Genomic DNA, 15,353 nt, shown 5'->3' with positions numbered 1-15,353 from the left:
CTTCTTCACCGACCAGCCCGCCGCAACCCTGCAGGCCGAGCGGGAACACCGACATCACGCCGTGGTCGAGCAGGTCATCGCGGACAGCAAGGCCGGGGCCCTGGCCCATCTGCCGTCCGGGYACTTCCACGCCAACGCGGCCTGGCTGACCCTGTGGGCGATGGCCTACRACCTGCTGCGGGCCGCAGGTTCCCTGGCCTCCGCGTTCCACGCCAAGGCCACCACGGCCACCCTCCGGGCCCACCTGGTCCAGGTCCCGGCCCGGATCGCGCGATCCGCACGACGCATCACCCTGCACCTGCCCTGCAACTGGCCCTGGGAGCAAGCCTGGACACACCTCTTCGACACCGTCCACGACCCACCCGCACTGGCCTGATCCCCCTGCCCACCCCGCCCGCCAGGGCTCGACCGGAACCGCACCGTGGAAAAGCTGGGCAGACCAGCAGAAACAACCTGCCCATCCACGATCACCGACCGAAACCAGCTCACAAAACGATCAAGAGATCACCTTCAGAGCACGTCGGTGGATCGAGGCTAAGGGACGGCACGGAGGGAAGCGGCACACTCCTCAGGGAGTCCGTGCCTTCAGCACCACTGCGACTGCGCGTGGTCCGCGACGATCTCCGCATGGAGAACGCCCTTGGCTGTGCTCTCCACATCGAGGGCTGCGGTCGTTCCGTCCACCGACTCAGGGGATCCAGTTGGTGGGAGATCGCGGGCTTGGACACCGAACTGAGGCTTGGTGTGCACACGGTGATGCCGAGCTGGGCACCCGGGAGCGTGAACGGCAACCGCTCCGGCACCACCCCGCCGCGTGCTGTGCTCAGGAAGTGCTGGACGGGGCGGTCGGGGACTGTGTCCCGAAGGGCCCGTCGGTCTGGCGGGCAGTGGCCTTTGGCCAGCTCAGGAGCGTATTTCGGCCTTTCCCGGCGAGGCTGCCCGGAGCGCGCTCCCTGCCTGCCGGGACGACCCTATGCTTCTACGCGTTTGTAGAAACAGGCCCGGGCGAGGTCCGGGCCGTGCACCCCTGGAGGCGACACCCATGGCTTCGATCGATCTGGACAAGGTGCTGGACAAGGCGTGGGCGGACAAGAGCCTGCCGGAGATACTCGCCGCCCCGGTGGCAGCGCTGAAGGGAGTCTCCGATCGCGACGGCGAGCTGCTCCAGGAGGCGTTCGGAGTCAAGACCGTCGCGGACCTGGCCGAACTGAAGTATGTCCGTTGGGCGCAGGCACTCGCCGCTCTCGAGGCGGCCGAGTAGCCGGTCGGCGGACAACCGTGTTGCCATTCGCCCGCTCGCCGGCCGGATGGCACCACCCTCACGGAACGCACGCACGTTCAAGGAGCGGACGCCACGACGGTGTTCAAGCGACTCCTCGGCTCACGTGGCGTGGACGCCCCCACAGTCGACACGGTGCTCGACCCGGTGGGCCCGTCCACCGGTGGCGGTCCAGTTCGGGGCAAGACGCCTTGGCGGCTGCTCGAGGCCACCGCCGGGTGACCCTGTGTGGTCACAGCAGCAAGGGGCATCCAAGTCAGCGGTTGAACGAATTGTTCAAAACGAAGCGTTGACAACAGTTCATGAACTTCCTCATGCTCCTCTTATGCCGTCGAATCCTGAACAGCACGCCGACCCGTTCACGCCCCCACAGCCGGAGCAGGCGCGAGCGCACCGCGTCTACGCGTCCCTGTTGCGCATCGCCGAGCGACACGCGACCACCGACGAGCAACGCCACCGACAGGTTCATCCCTCGGTCATCGGACCGCACGAGGCCGTCAGACTCGTGTCGTTCCTGCTCAGTGGGGCCGCACAGCTCGACGACGGTGAGCCGGAGGTGGACCATGCCGACATCACCGCTGCATTGAGCCTCGTCCCGCTGGTTCGCGGGGACATGGACGAACTGGAAACCGGACTTCTCCAGATGGCACGAGGCCGCGGCATGACGTGGCAAGAGATCGCCTTTGGCCTCGGGCTCGGCACTCCTCAAGCAGCCAGACAGCGCTACGAACGCCTGGCCGGCCGCGTCACGGCTGCTGAGGAAGGCTAGTGCCTCGGGGGGCGTCGGCGTTCGAAGAGCAAGGCCGCCCCGGTCTGCTGTCGGCGGTCCCCATCGCGGCGGTCACGCAGCACGGACGCGCATCGCGTCTGCCATGGCCCGGCCAACTCCTCAATCAGACCGCCGAGATGCGCGCTCATGGTTGGCGAGCAGGACGAACGGTCTCCTCCGCCGGCAGGAACGCCGCAATCACCTCTGTGAACGCCTCCGGCGCCGCGTGGTGGATCAGGTGTCCGACCGGGATGGTGACCATGTGCCCGCCGGGGATGCGGCGGGCCAACTCGGCTACGCCGTCCTGAGGCACATGGCTGCTTGGGCCGCCGGCCAGCACGAGGGTCTCGGCGGTGATCTGGCTGAGCCGCTCCAGCCACCCGGGATCGGGCTGGTCGAGCTGCGGGTGTCAGATCCGCGTCGGCGGTAACCGGCCCGTCCTCGTCGATCCGGAGACCGGCGCCTGTCGACTGGTGAAAGGGGCGAACGGGTTCGCGGCGCTCAAGAGGCACATCGCCGGTTCGCAACCCCCGCCGGGCCGCCGACTGTAGGCGGTACCTCCCTGGAAGACGATGGTCGCTGCGGCGCGCCGTGGTCGCGTCCCGCCGGGTGGGGTGAGGGATCTCCGTGCTCCCGACGCTGCGGGGCCGGGGACGGATGCCTTGCTGAAAACCGTGAGCAGTCGGCGGGCAAGTGTCACCAGAGCGCTCAAACGAGCGGCGTCAGGACAGTGGCGGCCAAAGTGTTCACGGTTTTGGGACGGTGTGTCACGCCCGGGGCGCGGGCGCCTGCCCCGGCATCGCGCACGGACGAGGCCGCATCCGGCCGAGCCACTCCGTACTCCCCGGATCCTCGATCCCCGAGCTTGCCTTTTGCCCTCCTGCCGGAGTGCTTGGTCACTGGTGGGCCGTTGCGGTGAGGCGTTGCAGTGCGGCGCGGGCGGGTGGGCCCCAGGCGGGCTTGCCTCCGGGACGGCCGTGGACGCCGGCGTCCCCGATGTGGATGCCGGCGAGGGCGCGCAGCACCGCCCAGCCGCGGGCGCGGCGCAGGGTCGCGGCGTCCGGGCTTGGCCGGTAGGCCTGGTGGAAGAGGTCGGCTGCGCCGTCCGGCAGCAGGATCCAGGCGGCGGCCAGATCGCAGGCCGGATCGCCGGCGCAGAGGTCGCCGAAGTCGATCACGCCGCAGAAAGTGCCGTGCACGGTCAGGATGTTGGCCGGGTGCAGGTCGCCGTGGAGCCAGAGACGTGGGCCCGCCCAGTCGGGCGCGGCGGCGGCGTCTTCCCAGACGGCGCGGGCGGCGTCCGGGTCGCGCACCAGCCCCAGCGCGGCGGCCGAGGCGAGCGATTGCGTGAAGTGTTCGGCGGTGTCGGCCAGCGGGCCACCGCGGTTCCGGCCTGCGGGTGCCCCGTCGGGGGCGGGACGGTGGAGGGCGGTCAGGAAGCCGGCCAGGGCCACGGCCGCCTCCGCGGGGCGCGTGACGGGGGCGCGGTCGGCGGGCTCGCCCGGCACCCAGGTGGTGACGAGCCAGGGCCGCGGGAACCGCGCGGAGGGCTCACCGAGGCGCTGCGGGACGGGGATCTGCAGCGGAAGGTGCGGGGCGAGGAGGGGCAGCCAGGCGTGTTCCTTGCGCAGCAGCGCGTCCGCGGACTGCGTCGCCCAGGGCAACCGGACGGCGAGGTCGTCGCCGAGCCGCCACACCTGATTGTCCCAACCGAGCGCGCCGAGCTTCAGGGGGTGATCCGCCAGGTCGGGGTGTTGCTCGCGCAGCAGATCCCGGATCAGGTCCTCGGTGATGTCCGTCTCGGTGGCCGTCATGCGGAGCCACGGTAGTCGGGGAGCGGTCTGCCTGGGTTCCGGTGTGCAGGCGGCTCGTCCTGATCCTGCACTCCTTGTCCGGTCGGCGTCAGCCCAGGTGTGCGACGAAAGCGCCCCAGGCGGCACGGCCGAAGAGAATGACTGGCCCGCTGGGGTCCTTGCTGTCGCGTACGGGGGCCAGGGCGGGGATGTTGTGGGCGAGTTCGAGGCAGTCGCCCTGTCCGCCGCTATGGCTGCTCCTGCGCCATATTGCCGCGTCGATGGTGAGTGTGGCGAGAATCGTGTGGCTCATGGCCTGTACTCCTTGGCGATGCGTTGGATCAGGGCGAGTGATTCCGTCGGCGGCAATGCTGCCATCCTGGCGTCGTCGAACATCGCTCGGTAACTGGCCACTGTCGCCTCCTGCTCCATCCAGATGTTTCCCGCCGGTGTCTCGGTGAGTACCAGATCGAGCGCGGCCATCTGAGGGAAGCTCAGCAGTACATACGGGCCGAACATGCCTGCATGGGCGCCACGCGAGTACGGGAGCACCTGGATGGTGACGTTGGGCTCCTGCGTCATGGTCACCAGGTGTTCCAACTGCGTCCGCATCACCTCGGTGCCGCCGACCTCTTGGCGGAGTACGCCTTCTGCCAGCACCGCCCAGAAGCTGATGCGGTTCTCACCGGTGAGCCGTGCTTGGCGGGCGAGGCGTACCCGTACGAACTGGTCGATGTCCTCGGGCGTTTGCCAGGCGCGCGAAGCGACGGTCACCGCCCGCCCGTAGGCCTCGGTCTGCAGTAGTCCGGGAATTAGCTGCGCTTGGTACGTACGGACGCTTTCGCAGATGGCCTCCATCTCGATCTGATCGATGTAGGTGTCGCTCAGTACGGATGTGTACGGGTGCCACCAGCCTTCCCTGCGCCGCCGATTGGCCCTGCGCGCGAGGGCCGCGAGACGCTCCCGCGACTCGGGCTCGTCCACACGGTATGCCTGCATGAGAGCGAGCAAGTCGGGTGCGCGAACAGGGACGTGACCGTTCTCGATACGGCTGATCTTTCCTTTGGTGCAGTCGAGGACCTCCGCAGCATGCGCCATGGTGACGCCTGCGGCCTCGCGGAACTTCTTCAGTTCGTCGCCGAGTTGACGGCCCAACACAGTGGACGGTTTGACAGTAGGCATGGGCAACTCCCTATCAGAAGCGCACTCGGGAGGAAGGAAGCGCAACTCGAAGGAGTGAAGCAGTCGACTTTGCGGCATGCAATATTGCATCAATTCATAGGCTGCGATTTGCTGCACGTCGACAGCACTCAGTGGTGGTTCTGGCGTGCTTCTGATCTCCTGCAACCGGCCCCGTGGGGGCGCCATGGCACACAGCTTCGGTACAGACGACATCACCTTCCGCCTCTCCCGCAGCCGTGGCAGCGTGCCCCGGGCACGGGCGATGCTGCATGCGGTGCTCGGAGGCTGGGGCGTCGCCCAAGAGGTCTTGGAGGATGCCGAGTTGGTGCTCTCCGAGCTGGTCACCAACGCACTGCGCGTGCCAGTGCCGAGTGATCGGCAAGTGGGGGTGCGGATCATCCGCTCCGTCGCGGACGGGCTGTTGCGGCTGGAGGTGAGTGACGCCGGGGGTGGCCGGCCCGAGGTCCGAGAGCCCGGCGAGGACGAGACCGGCGGGCGGGGGCTGCTGCTCGTGGCGGCGCTCACCCATCGCTGGGGTTACGAGGAGCGCGCGGCCGGGATCGGGAAGACGGTGTTCGCGGAGTTGAAGGCCCCGGACATCGTGGCCGAGCCCGCGACGCGCGAGATGGCGGCGGTCATGGTCCGGACCGGACAGGTGGTGCGGGTCCGGGGCGAGTGGCGGACCGTCCTCGGTGTGCGGGGCGATCAGTACGCGACGGGTGGACCCGCTGTGATCCTGGAGTTCGCCGCAGGCCCACCCTTGCGGATCCATGCCGCCGAGCCGCTGGCCGTACGGACGGGCGATCGCTGACACGGTGACCGGTTCGGCGACGGACTCCCACCGCGTCGGCTGGCCCGGGCGTGGAAGGTGGCCGACAGCGGCGAGCGCGGGACGTTCGTCACCCCGGTCGAGGTCGGGAAGTGCCTTGACCCCACGGGCCGGTACGCGCGTGGGGTGTAGACACCTCCCTGTCACGCCGACAGGGGGAACTCCTCGCCCAGGGCGTGGAAGACAGCCGTGTTCAGGGCGAAGGCGCGCTTGCACTCGGTGATGACGCGCTGCTTCTCCAGGTCGTCGGCGCGGACTCCGTCCAGCAGTTCGCGGTACTCGCGCTTGAAGGCGGCCGGGTTCGAGATGCCCTCGAAGACGTAGAAGCGGACCCCCTCGCCCTTCTTCGGGAAGCCCCAGGCGCGCTCCGCCTTGTCGCGGATGATCTGGCCGCCGGAGAGGTCGCCGAGGTAGCGGGTGTAGTGGTGGGCGATGTAGCCGGCCAGTCCCGGGCGCACTCGGCGACCCGGTCGGCGTAGGCCCGGGTGGCGGGCAGGGCGGTCAGGGTCGAGCGCCAGTCCGGGCCGCGCAGGTGGGCCAGGTCCTGCTCCAGGGAGGGCAGGCGCAGCAGTTCCGGGCGGATGAAGGGGCCGGCCACCGGGTCCGACGCCAGCTGCCGCGCGCCCGACTCCAGCGCCTCGTACACGAACCACAGCTGTTCGGTGTAGCGGGCGTACGCGTCCACGCCCAGTCGACCGCCGAGCAGGTCACTCATGAAGGTCGAGGTCTCCGCCTCCATGTGCTGTTCGTGGGAGGCGGTGCGGATGAGGGTCGAGAAGGCCGAGGAGGAGGAGGAGTCCATGAGTCCAGATCTTCTATGGTTAGGCTTACCTAAGTCAATAGCTTGCCGACGGATTGTCGGTAACTTCCTCCTCTCTATCCCCTCGCGTCACGAAGAAAGCCCGCCCTCCGAGGAGAGCGGGCCAAAGGGGGTGACCGGGTGACCTGGTCCGGGCTAGGGCAGGGTCAGGATGTCCGCGCCCGTGTCCGTGACCACCAGGGTGTGCTCGAACTGGGCCGTTCGCTTGCGGTCCTTCGTCACGACCGTCCAGCCGTCGTCCCACATGTCGTACTCGTGGGTCCCCAGGGTCAGCATCGGCTCGATCGTGAACGTCATGCCGGGCTGGATGACCGTCGTCGCGTGCGGGCTGTCATAGTGCGGGACGATCAGGCCGGAGTGGAACGAGGTGTTGATGCCGTGGCCGGTGAAGTCCCGCACCACGCCGTAGCCGAAACGCTTGGCGTACGACTCGATGACCCGGCCGATGATGTTGATCTGCCGGCCCGGCTTGACCGCCTTGATCGCCCGGTTCAGCGCCTCACGGGTGCGCTCCACCAGCAGTCGGCTCTCCTCGTCCACGTCGCCGACCAGGTACGTCGCGTTGTTGTCGCCGTGCACCCCGCCGATGTACGCCGTCACGTCCAGGTTGACGATGTCGCCGTCGCGCAGCACCGTCGAGTCCGGGATGCCGTGGCAGATCACCTCGTTGACCGAGGAGCACAGCGACTTGGGGAAACCCCGGTAACCGAGCGTCGACGGGTACGCGCCGTGGTCGCACATGTACTCGTGCGCCACCCGGTCCAGCTCGTCGGTGGTCACACCGGGCGCGATGTGCTTGGCGGCCTCCGCCATCGCCCGCGCCGCGATCCGCCCGGCGGTCCGCATCGCCTCGACGGTCTCGGGGGTCTGCACCTCCGGGCCGGTGTACGGCGTGGGAGCGGGCTTTCCGACGTACTCGGGGCGACGGATGTTTCCGGGTACGGAACGGGTGGGAGACAGCTCCCCTGGGATGAGCAGCGACTGGCCAGACATGGCGGCGAGTCTAATTGAGCGGCCGCGGGGGACCATCTTCCGTGACGAAAGGAGCCGGTCATGCCCCTGTTCAAGAAGCGGACGGTCGGGAAGCCGGGCGAGTGGTTCTACTGCCTGGAGCACCAGAAGGTCGAGGAGGGCCCGGAGTGTCCCGCCAAGGACCGCTTCGGTCCCTACACGAGCCGAGCCGAGGCCGAGCACGCCATGGCGACGGCGCGTGAGCGCAACCTCCAGTGGGAGAACGACCCCAAGTGGCACGACGCCCCCGAGGGCGGCCCCGAGGGCGGCCCCGAGGGCGGCCCCGGGGGCGGTCGCGGGGACTGAGCACGGGCGGGGCGGGAGCGCTCCTGCTACCAGCGGGCCGGGGGCGGGGCCGTCAGGAGGTCCGCCAGCCGGGACAGCCGGTCCCGGAAGCCGCGGCGGCCCCGCGGCGGCAGCGCGTTCTCCCCGGCCGCCGCGCTGACCAGGTGCTGCACGGTGTCCAGGTCCAGCTCGGCGCCCTCGGGGACGGCCAGCGTCTCGTGGGCCAGCGCCGGAAGCTCACCGTCGCCGACGCCGAGGGACAGCAGCGTCGCACCGGCCCGGCGGGCGTCGGACACCCGCTCCAGCAGCAGGGCCGTGGGCTCCCCGGGCGCCACCACCAGCAGCGTCTCGCCCCGCCGCGCCGCCTCCAGCCGCCCCAGGCCCACCGCGAGATGCGCGGGATCCGAGGGGCGCGCGCCGTGCCGTACGAGCGTCGGGGCCAGCTCCGGCGTGCCCGACCAGGCTGCCTCGTCCACCAGATGCGCCGCCAGGTGCCACGGCTCGTACTCCGGGGTGCCCACGATCAGCAGCCCGCCCCCGTGCGACACCACCGAGGCCCGCAGCGTCCCCGCGAACCGCCGGGTGGCCCCCAGCCACTCGGTCCCGGCGAGCACTTCGCGCAGCAGCGCGACCCGTACGGCGTCCATGGCGCCGCATCCTGCCCCCGGCCGGGTTGCCGCGTCCCGGGGTTCGCCGCGGATTCACCGGCCCGGGGGACACGGCGGACGGCGGAGTGACGGGGCTCACTCGGCCGGAAACGGCGCCGCCGCACACATAGAGTCAGGCCATGACTTCCAGTATCCCCAGCGACAGCGCTCAGCAGCCCGGGAACGCCCCCGGGAAGGCCCCCGCCAAGAACCCCTGGGACCTGCCCGACGTCTCCGGGCTCGTCGTCGGCGTGCTCGGCGGCACCGGACCGCAGGGCAAGGGCCTCGCCCACCGGCTCGCCMRGGCCGGCCAGAAAGTGATCATCGGCTCGCGTGCCGCCGAACGCGCCCGGGCCGCCGCCGAGGAACTCGGGTACGGCGTCGAGGGCGCCGACAACGCCGAGACCGCCCGCCGCAGCGACATCGTGATCGTCGCCGTGCCCTGGGACGGCCACGGCAAGACCCTGGAGTCCCTGCGCGGGGAACTGGCCGGCAAGCTCGTCGTCGACTGCGTCAACCCGCTCGGCTTCGACAAGCAGGGCGCCTACGCGCTGAAGCCCGAGGAGGGCAGCGCCGCCGAGCAGGCCGCGGCCCTGCTGCCGGACTCCCGGGTCACCGCGGCCTTCCACCACCTGTCCGCGGTGCTGCTCCAGGACCCGGAGATCGACCGGATCGACACCGATGTGATGGTGCTCGGCGAGGTCCGCGCCGACGTGGAGATCGTGCAGGCGCTGGCCGGGCGCATTCCGGGCATGCGGGGCGTCTATGCCGGGCGGCTGCGCAACGCCCACCAGGTGGAGGCGCTGGTCGCCAACCTGATCTCCGTCAACCGCCGCTACAAGGCACACGCCGGGCTCCGCGTCACGGACGTATGACATCCCGGGCGGCCCCGTACCGGGCCGCCCGGAAGACGCGCCCAGGCCTCTGCGATCCGGCTGTCCAGGCTGCGGGAGCGCCCAGGCCACCGGGCGGTGGCGGACCCCGGCCACTGCATCGCTGCCGTGATGCTGCCCGGTTCCGTACCGCGCCGACCCGGGACGGGCTGAGGCCGTCCGGCACGCGCACCGCCGGCCGCCACCGCGGCCTTCGCGGTGACTTCGCATTGGGTCTCTGCTCTGCGGAGTGTGCGGCCGCCGCGACGACGTCACTGCGTTCGGCGGCCTTCCCCGTGAAGGGGGACACGCGTTCGTGTGTCATGCGGCCGACGTGAGCTTGACCGCGTGGTGCTGGTGTTCGTAACCGTTGGGGCAGAGGTGCCCGTGGCGGAGTGCCTACGGCGGCTGTTGTAGCGGGTCAGCCAACCGAAGACGGCCGTACTGCGGCGACTTCACACCGGAGGCGGGATTGTCGTCGAACAGCCCAGCCGGTGCGCGTCCAGCGGGATCGCCTTCAGCTTGTCGAACGCGTTCGCCTGCGCGGCCAGGCCGACGCCGTTGCGCTCCGTGCTCAGGATGAAGGCTTCGACGACCTTGTGGTCGAAGGTGCTCATCCGCCGGCTGCCCAGCAGTGGCAGCAGGTGGATGCTCAGCAGCGAGTCCAGGTGCACCACCGACGCCGGCCCCAGATCCCGCTGCCCGGCCTTCCACCGGGCGGCGTACTCCTCGAACCGCATCGCCCCGTACTTCGCGATGTGCTCCGACTTCGCCTGGCCCCGTGGCGCAGCCTTCTTCGCTTTGTTGACCTCCGTCAAACGCGCAATCGCCTTGCCCCGGGTCGCGAACCCGGCCTCCTTCACCTGCTTCCCGGCCGCCGACCGATACCAGATCTTGTACGGGTGAGGGTACTTCGAGCACCGCGACCGCGGGTGCTCACACTCCTTGAAGAACGAGCCCATCCCACAAACCAGGACTGCGGCACTCACGGTGCTGACTCCTCCGGAACCGATGCTGACAGTTTGCTGACCGCTGGCGGTCCGGAACGCCACTGACCTGCACGGATGCGCGCAGGGTTCGCTATGTTCTGGAACTGGATCGGCCGGACCCAGGAGGAGATCGAACAGGCCCCCCGGGACTGGATGGAGGGCACCCGCTTCGGCGAGGTGAAGGGCTACGACGGCGCCCCGCTGCCCGCTCCCGAGCTGCCGCCGGTGCCGCTGAAGCCGCGCGGAAGGGTGCGCTGACCTGCGGTAATGCCTGATCCCTGGTGGCTGGTGAGCGGGCGGCGGTCGGGCGCTGCCTCCCGCTGTCCGCCCGCTCGCGGGAGGACGGCTGAGCGGGGTGCGGACCGGAGCCGGGATGGCGGGCGATTCCACGGTGTGGCCGTCTGTGAGCAGCTGTGGCAGGACTCTTGCTGACCTGATGCTGACTTCGCTGACGCCTCGTCAGCTGCGATTGAGGCACTCTTTTCGCAGCTCCCTCGCGCGCGGTGGCCTTTGCGGACCCGAGGGCGGCCGGACGAATGCCGGCCCGGCGGACGGCTGGGCCGGTGCCGGTGCGTGAACTCGGCACTTGGCCTTGCCCTTGCCGAAATCCTCGTCCGGGCAGGTCAGGCGGCATGCCCGTACTCGTGGAGAAGGCCGCCGAGGCGATCGCATCGTCGTACCCCGAGGCAGGCGATCTGGTCCGGATCGACGATCGACGCGGACAACGGGTTCAACGGGCGGGCGTTCGCGATGCCCCGATGGGGCCGGTGCACATGGTGGAAACGCTCGAATTCCCGCAGGGCGTGGAGCAGATGCCGCTGATCCCAGATCAAGGTCCGGTCCAGCAGCTCGCGCCGGCAGGTCTGCACCCAGCGTTCCATGACCGCATTCATCCGCGGCATCCGGACTCCGCCGGGCACGACCTCGAGCCCCGCATCGGCGAGGACCGCGCCGGACAGGGCGGGGAACTTCCCGTCCCGGTCCCGGATCAGGAACCGCGCCCGGCAGCCGGCATCCTCCAGTTCCATGACGAGATTCCTCGTGGCCGGCGCCACCCACGAGGCCGTCGGGTGCGCGGTCGCGCCCAGGATCCGGATCCGCCGGCCGGCCTGCTCGAGCACGGCGAACACGTACCGGCGCACCCCGGTCAGGGTGACCGTCTCGAAGAAGTCGCAGGCCGGCAGCGCGTCGGCCGGGGGGCGCAGGAAGCCGGCCCACGTGCCGGAGGTCCGCTCGGGCGCCGGGCCGCTCCCGGCCYCCCGCGGGATCTCCCAGACCGKGGAGGCGGCGACCKTCACGCCCGGCACCGGCAGCTCGCCGTGCAGGCGCCGGCAGCCCCACGCGGGATTCTCCCGTGCCGGGCGCAGTACCACGGCGCGGAGGGAGCGCACGGTGCGGGGCCGGCCCGGGCGCTTCGGCCTGGACTGGGCGGCGTGGCGGCGGGCGACCGGGTCGCGGCGCCCACGGAGCACCGGGTCCGGCCGCACCGGCAGCCGCAGCCTGCGCGGCACGTCCCGCGGCAGCCGGTACGGCAGCGCCGCCGGCAAAGCCCGGTCACTCGGGCTGAAGCGCACCTTCTCCTTGCCGAGTGGGCGCTCCGGCACCGACAGTTGGTGGCGCAGGGCGAGGATCTGCACGTCCTTGTCCCGMTCGCTCATCGACAGCAGGCGCRGCAGGGCGAAYGCGTTCGCCCTGCCCAGGTAGGCCGGTCGCAGCAGCACGGTTGGTCATCATGCCGCGGTGATCGACAGCCGCGCGACGGCACGGACTCGACCGGCCGCACTCGACCTCCCGTACACCCCGCACGCCGGCTCCGACCAGGGCGGATGAGGTTATCGGCAAGCGCGCCGCCACCGCGCAGATCATCCTCGCCGAGATCGGCGCGGACATGAGCCGCTTCCCCACCCCTGAACACCTGGTGTCCCGGGCCAAGTTGTGCCCCCGCACGATCCAGTCCGGAGCGAAGAACACCTCGGGGCCGACCGGGCAGGGAAACCCTCCCCCAGCCTTCGGCCGGGGGACCCCCAGGCTCAAGGGCGCTCTCGGTGAGGCCGCCAACGCCGCCGCCCGCACCGACACCTTCCTCGGCGCCCGCTACCGGCGCCTCGTCAAACGCCGCCCATGCCAAAGCTCTGGTCGCCGTCGCCCGCTCGATACTCGTCATCGCCCGGCACCTGATCAACGACCCGGACGCCCCCTACCAGGAGCTCGGCGCCCACTGGCACCGCCGCCACCTCGACCCCGCCCGCAAAACCCGCGACCTCGTCCGCCAACTCCAGGCCCTCGGCCACCAAGTCGCGCTCAGCCCGGCATCAGCCTGACCGTCCCGTCTCACCGTCATCCGGTCCGCAAGCGGCCCGGATGCTGCCGCCCGCCCTCCCGCACATCGATTTTCCGATCAGCTTCAGAGTCAAGCTCAGCTGTCGAAGTCGACGGTCAGAGCGTCGGAGACGGGGAACGTCTGGCAGGTCAGCACGTAGCCCGCCTCCACCTCCGCCGGTTCGAGGGCGTAGTTGCGGCGCATGTCCGCCTCACCACCGGTGAGCAGGGCCCGGCAGGTACCGCAGACGCCGCCCTTGCAGGCGAAGGGCAGGTCGGGCCGGATCCGCGACGCCGAGTCGAGCAGGGTCTCGTCCCGGGAGAGGGGAGAGGTGGTGGTACGGCCGTCCAGGACGACCGTGACCTCGCTGACGGGTCCGTCGGGCCGCCGGTCCTCCCGGCGTGCCGGTGCGACCGGTTCCTCGCCGGCGAAGAACAGCTCCTGATGAATGCGTTCGTCGGATACGCCGAGTCCGGCCAGCACCTTCTGGGCGTCGCGGACCATGCCGTGCGGGCCGCACAGCCACCAGTGGTCGGCCTCGTCCACGTCGACCAGTCCGTCGACGAGCGCGGCCAGCCGCTCCGCGTCCAGCCGCCCGGACAGCAGTTCCGCCTCCCGGGGCTCGCGGGACAGCACATGCGCGAGCTGGAAGCGGCCAGGATAGAGGTCCTTCAGGTCGGCAAGATCGTCGGCGAACATCACGGAGTCGGTGCGGCGGTTGCCGTAGAAGAGGGTGACGCGGGAGCGGTCGTCGGCAGCGAGCACGGACTCGGCGATGGACAGCATCGGGGTGATCCCCGAGCCGGCCGATACGAGAACGTGGTGACCGGGCGCGGACAGGTCCGGGGTGAAGGCGCCGGTCGGGGCCATGACCTCGACGGTGTCGCCGGGCCGGACCTCGTGCACCAGCCAGGAGGAGAACAGCCCGCCGGGCACCTCGCGGACCCCGATGCGGGGAGGTGAACCGGCTGGCGAGCAGATCGAGTACGAGCGCCGCTCGTCCCGTCCGTCGACCTCGCGGCGCAGTGTGAGCGACTGCCCGGGGCTGAAGGTGAACTCCTCCGCCAGTTCCTCAGGGATGTCGAAACCGACCGCGACCGCGTCCTCGCACAGCCGCTGTACCGCCGCCACCCGCAGGGTGTGGAAGGACGGGCGGCGACGCGGACGGCGTCCGGGGACAGGGGCCGCGTCGGTAAGGGCCAACAGGTCTGCCATCAGATCTCCTTGATGTACTCGAAAGGCTCGCGGCAGGCGCGACAGCGCCACAGTGCCTTGCACGAGGTGGCGCCGAAGCGGGAGGTTTCCTCGGTGTCCGCCGCGCCGCAGCGTGGGCACCTCACCTGGTGGCGGGTCGGCGACAGCGTGAGCGGCACGGGGCCGGACGCGTGGCGGGGCGCGGGGCCGGGCGGGGCGATGCCGTGCTCGGCGAGCTTGCGCCGCCCCTCGGGGGTGATCCAGTCGGTGGTCCACGGCGGATCGAGGACGGTGGAAACCTCGACCCTGGCGAAGCCGGCCTCCGCCAATCTGGCCGCGACCCCGGCCCGCATCTCGGCCATGGCCGGGCAGCCCGAGTACGTCGGTGTGAGGCTCGCGATGACCGTGCCGTCCTCGGTGACCTCCACGTCGCGCAGGACTCCGAGGTCGGCGAGGGTGAGCATGGGCAGTTCCGGGTCCGGCACCTGCTCGGCTACGTGCCGCGCACGCCGGATGTCGGTCAAAGCGGTCACCATGTCGCCTCCGGGTGGGCGCGGGCGACGGACTGGAGCTCGGCAAGCAGCGGGACGAGGTGCTCGGTGTGCTCACCGGTCCGGCCGGAACCCGGCCGGGGCTGCCAGGCAGGAAGGGGCAGACCGGCCGCGTCGGTGACCTGCCGCAGGACTGCGGCCACCTCTTCCCGCACGTCACAGGCGGAAAACAGCTCACCGAGATACGGGTTCACCTGCTGGAGCCCGGCCCGCATCCGCCGGTGCGACTCGGCGGTGCCGTCACCGAGCCGGACGGCCCACTCGGCCGCATACTGCCGGTGGTACGTCAGCTCCTTGACGCCCTTGGCAGCGACAGCGGCGAGCACCGGGTCGGGCGAGGCGCTGAGCCGCTCGAAGTGGGCCAGCCGCCAGCTGGAGAGCACCAGCAGCCGGGCCATGCTGAACGCGAAGTCGCGGTTGGGGAGTTCGGCCAGGGTGACGTTGCGGAAGTCGCCGGGGTCGCGGAAGTAGGCGTAGGCGTCCTCGCCACGGCCGGTGCCGTCCACCTGTCCGCAGCGGGCGTAGAGCAGGCGGGCCTGGCCGAGCAGGTCGAGGCCGATGTTGGCGAGGGCGACCTCCTCCTCCAGTTCGGGGGCGCGGGTGGTCCACTCCGCCAGCCGCTGGGCCGCCACCAGGGCGTCGTCTCCGAGCGCTAGGCACAGTGCGGCCAGTTCGGCGCGGTCGACCCCGTCGGGGACGGTCGTGTCCACGCCGTGCAGGGGGTCCTCGAAGCCGGTGCCGTAGGCCCAGCGGGTGTCGTCCTCGTGTCCCTCGGCCAGGGTCAGGTAGACGTGGTCGTCACTCATTCCCTG

At 70.6% G+C, this 15,353-nt stretch carries 17 protein-coding genes and 4 pseudogenes; 10 read left to right on the top strand and 11 right to left on the bottom strand.

Annotation, left to right across the window (positions count from 1 at the left end; translation table 11 throughout):
- The 4 genes and pseudogenes from DIZ27_RS32165 to DIZ27_RS32150 form a co-directional block, all read left to right on the top strand.
- A partial coding sequence (locus DIZ27_RS32165) for a transposase (protein ID WP_181383779.1) occupies positions 1–376 on the top strand: 376 nt, incomplete at its 5' end.
- Between the two features lie 666 nt (positions 377–1,042).
- Complete coding sequence (locus DIZ27_RS32155; RefSeq protein WP_109381938.1) at positions 1,043–1,261, top strand: hypothetical protein; 219 nt, start codon at positions 1,043–1,045, stop codon at positions 1,259–1,261.
- A 99-nt stretch (positions 1,262–1,360) separates the two neighbouring features.
- Positions 1,361–1,465 (top strand): annotated as a pseudogene (locus DIZ27_RS46040) (sporulation protein); the annotation flags it as partial.
- Between the two features lie 139 nt (positions 1,466–1,604).
- A complete protein-coding gene (locus DIZ27_RS32150) occupies positions 1,605–2,048 on the top strand; it encodes a DNA-binding protein (RefSeq protein ID WP_109381937.1) in 444 nt (147 codons plus the stop codon).
- A gap of 896 nt (positions 2,049–2,944) precedes the next feature.
- On the opposite strand, the gene DIZ27_RS32140 is transcribed toward DIZ27_RS32150, so the two are convergent.
- The 3 genes from DIZ27_RS32140 to DIZ27_RS32130 form a co-directional block, all read right to left on the bottom strand.
- Positions 2,945–3,862: an aminoglycoside phosphotransferase family protein gene (locus DIZ27_RS32140; RefSeq protein ID WP_109381936.1), complete on the bottom strand. Its 918-nt coding sequence runs from the start codon at positions 3,860–3,862 to the stop codon at positions 2,945–2,947.
- A gap of 88 nt (positions 3,863–3,950) precedes the next feature.
- Positions 3,951–4,154 carry a DUF397 domain-containing protein gene (locus DIZ27_RS32135; RefSeq protein ID WP_109381935.1) on the bottom strand — a complete coding sequence of 68 codons (204 nt, stop codon included), beginning with the start codon at positions 4,152–4,154 and terminating at the stop codon, positions 3,951–3,953.
- The gene (locus DIZ27_RS32130) at positions 4,151–5,023 is read right to left on the bottom strand and encodes a helix-turn-helix transcriptional regulator (protein WP_109381934.1); all 873 of its coding nucleotides are present in this window, start codon (positions 5,021–5,023) and stop codon (positions 4,151–4,153) included. The genes DIZ27_RS32135 and DIZ27_RS32130 overlap by 4 nt, the downstream gene beginning before the upstream one ends.
- 184 nt (positions 5,024–5,207) lie before the next feature.
- On the opposite strand from DIZ27_RS32130, the gene DIZ27_RS32125 reads away from it, so the two are divergent.
- The gene (locus DIZ27_RS32125; RefSeq protein WP_109381933.1) at positions 5,208–5,834 is read left to right on the top strand and encodes an ATP-binding protein; all 627 of its coding nucleotides are present in this window, start codon (positions 5,208–5,210) and stop codon (positions 5,832–5,834) included.
- Positions 5,835–5,995: 161 nt separating this feature from the next.
- Here DIZ27_RS32125 and DIZ27_RS32120 read toward each other — a convergent pair.
- Positions 5,996–6,654 (bottom strand): annotated as a pseudogene (locus DIZ27_RS32120) (heme oxygenase (biliverdin-producing)).
- Between the two features lie 153 nt (positions 6,655–6,807).
- Positions 6,808–7,665, bottom strand: coding sequence for a type I methionyl aminopeptidase (gene map / locus DIZ27_RS32115; RefSeq protein ID WP_109381932.1), 858 nt, complete (start codon positions 7,663–7,665; stop codon positions 6,808–6,810).
- Positions 7,666–7,725: 60 nt separating this feature from the next.
- On the opposite strand from map, the gene DIZ27_RS32110 reads away from it, so the two are divergent.
- Positions 7,726–7,989 (top strand): hypothetical protein, encoded by a 264-nt coding sequence (locus tag DIZ27_RS32110; RefSeq protein WP_109381931.1) that lies wholly within the window; start codon positions 7,726–7,728, stop codon positions 7,987–7,989.
- A gap of 26 nt (positions 7,990–8,015) precedes the next feature.
- Here the strand turns inward: DIZ27_RS32110 and DIZ27_RS32105 are convergent, their stop codons facing one another.
- On the bottom strand, positions 8,016–8,615 hold the full coding sequence (locus DIZ27_RS32105; RefSeq protein WP_109381930.1) for a hypothetical protein: 600 nt from the start codon (positions 8,613–8,615) through the stop codon (positions 8,016–8,018).
- A 140-nt stretch (positions 8,616–8,755) separates the two neighbouring features.
- Here DIZ27_RS32105 and npdG point away from each other — a divergent pair, with 140 nt between their 5' ends.
- Positions 8,756–9,490, top strand: coding sequence for an NADPH-dependent F420 reductase (npdG, locus tag DIZ27_RS32100; protein ID WP_109381929.1), 735 nt, complete (start codon positions 8,756–8,758; stop codon positions 9,488–9,490).
- 452 nt (positions 9,491–9,942) lie between these two features.
- Here the strand turns inward: npdG and DIZ27_RS32095 are convergent, their stop codons facing one another.
- Positions 9,943–10,476, bottom strand: coding sequence for a hypothetical protein (locus DIZ27_RS32095; RefSeq protein WP_258308636.1), 534 nt, complete (start codon positions 10,474–10,476; stop codon positions 9,943–9,945).
- A 93-nt stretch (positions 10,477–10,569) separates the two neighbouring features.
- On the opposite strand from DIZ27_RS32095, the pseudogene DIZ27_RS32090 reads away from it, so the two are divergent.
- Positions 10,570–10,734: pseudogene (locus tag DIZ27_RS32090) on the top strand (pirin family protein); the annotation flags it as partial.
- A 365-nt stretch (positions 10,735–11,099) separates the two neighbouring features.
- Here DIZ27_RS32090 and DIZ27_RS46035 read toward each other — a convergent pair.
- Positions 11,100–12,197 (bottom strand): integrase, encoded by a 1,098-nt coding sequence (locus tag DIZ27_RS46035; RefSeq protein WP_181383777.1) that lies wholly within the window; start codon positions 12,195–12,197, stop codon positions 11,100–11,102.
- A gap of 167 nt (positions 12,198–12,364) precedes the next feature.
- Here DIZ27_RS46035 and DIZ27_RS48880 point away from each other — a divergent pair.
- Positions 12,365–12,502, top strand: a pseudogene (locus tag DIZ27_RS48880) (transposase); the annotation flags it as partial.
- A 19-nt stretch (positions 12,503–12,521) separates the two neighbouring features.
- Positions 12,522–12,797, top strand: coding sequence for a hypothetical protein (locus DIZ27_RS45285; protein ID WP_146229032.1), 276 nt, complete (start codon positions 12,522–12,524; stop codon positions 12,795–12,797).
- Between the two features lie 95 nt (positions 12,798–12,892).
- Here the strand turns inward: DIZ27_RS45285 and paaE are convergent, their stop codons facing one another.
- Genes paaE through paaC form a run of 3 tightly spaced genes read right to left on the bottom strand, consistent with a single transcriptional unit; the run spans position 12,893 to position 15,347 of the window.
- Positions 12,893–14,011, bottom strand: coding sequence for a 1,2-phenylacetyl-CoA epoxidase subunit PaaE (gene paaE / locus DIZ27_RS32065; RefSeq protein ID WP_109381925.1), 1,119 nt, complete (start codon positions 14,009–14,011; stop codon positions 12,893–12,895).
- Positions 14,011–14,526, bottom strand: a complete 516-nt coding sequence (paaD, locus tag DIZ27_RS32060) for a 1,2-phenylacetyl-CoA epoxidase subunit PaaD (RefSeq protein WP_109381924.1) — start codon at positions 14,524–14,526, stop codon at positions 14,011–14,013. Before paaD ends, paaE begins: the two co-directional genes overlap by 1 nt.
- Positions 14,520–15,347: a 1,2-phenylacetyl-CoA epoxidase subunit PaaC gene (paaC, locus tag DIZ27_RS32055; RefSeq protein WP_109381923.1), complete on the bottom strand. Its 828-nt coding sequence runs from the start codon at positions 15,345–15,347 to the stop codon at positions 14,520–14,522. The genes paaD and paaC overlap by 7 nt, the downstream gene beginning before the upstream one ends.
- Positions 15,348–15,353: the final 6 nt, after the last annotated feature.

It is taken from the genome of Streptomyces sp. NWU339 (assembly GCF_003143855.1).
Lineage (GTDB): Bacteria > Actinomycetota > Actinomycetes > Streptomycetales > Streptomycetaceae > Streptomyces.
This window is presented reverse-complemented; position numbering and strand designations above follow the sequence as displayed.

Bases quoted from the DNA above. Each gene is read 5' to 3' on its own strand.
- DIZ27_RS32155 (WP_109381938.1), top strand. From the start codon at position 1,043: ATGGCTTCGATCGATCTGGACAAGGTGCTGGACAAGGCGTGGGCGGAC.
- DIZ27_RS32150 (WP_109381937.1), top strand. From the start codon at position 1,605: ATGCCGTCGAATCCTGAACAGCACGCCGACCCGTTCACGCCCCCACAG.
- DIZ27_RS32140 (WP_109381936.1), bottom strand. From the start codon at position 3,862: ATGACGGCCACCGAGACGGACATCACCGAGGACCTGATCCGGGATCTG.
- DIZ27_RS32135 (WP_109381935.1), bottom strand. From the start codon at position 4,154: ATGAGCCACACGATTCTCGCCACACTCACCATCGACGCGGCAATATGG.
- DIZ27_RS32130 (WP_109381934.1), bottom strand. From the start codon at position 5,023: ATGCCTACTGTCAAACCGTCCACTGTGTTGGGCCGTCAACTCGGCGAC.
- DIZ27_RS32125 (WP_109381933.1), top strand. From the start codon at position 5,208: ATGGCACACAGCTTCGGTACAGACGACATCACCTTCCGCCTCTCCCGC.
- map (WP_109381932.1), bottom strand. From the start codon at position 7,665: ATGTCTGGCCAGTCGCTGCTCATCCCAGGGGAGCTGTCTCCCACCCGT.
- DIZ27_RS32110 (WP_109381931.1), top strand. From the start codon at position 7,726: ATGCCCCTGTTCAAGAAGCGGACGGTCGGGAAGCCGGGCGAGTGGTTC.
- DIZ27_RS32105 (WP_109381930.1), bottom strand. From the start codon at position 8,615: ATGGACGCCGTACGGGTCGCGCTGCTGCGCGAAGTGCTCGCCGGGACC.
- paaE (WP_109381925.1), bottom strand. From the start codon at position 14,011: ATGGCAGACCTGTTGGCCCTTACCGACGCGGCCCCTGTCCCCGGACGC.
- paaD (WP_109381924.1), bottom strand. From the start codon at position 14,526: ATGGTGACCGCTTTGACCGACATCCGGCGTGCGCGGCACGTAGCCGAG.
- paaC (WP_109381923.1), bottom strand. From the start codon at position 15,347: ATGAGTGACGACCACGTCTACCTGACCCTGGCCGAGGGACACGAGGAC.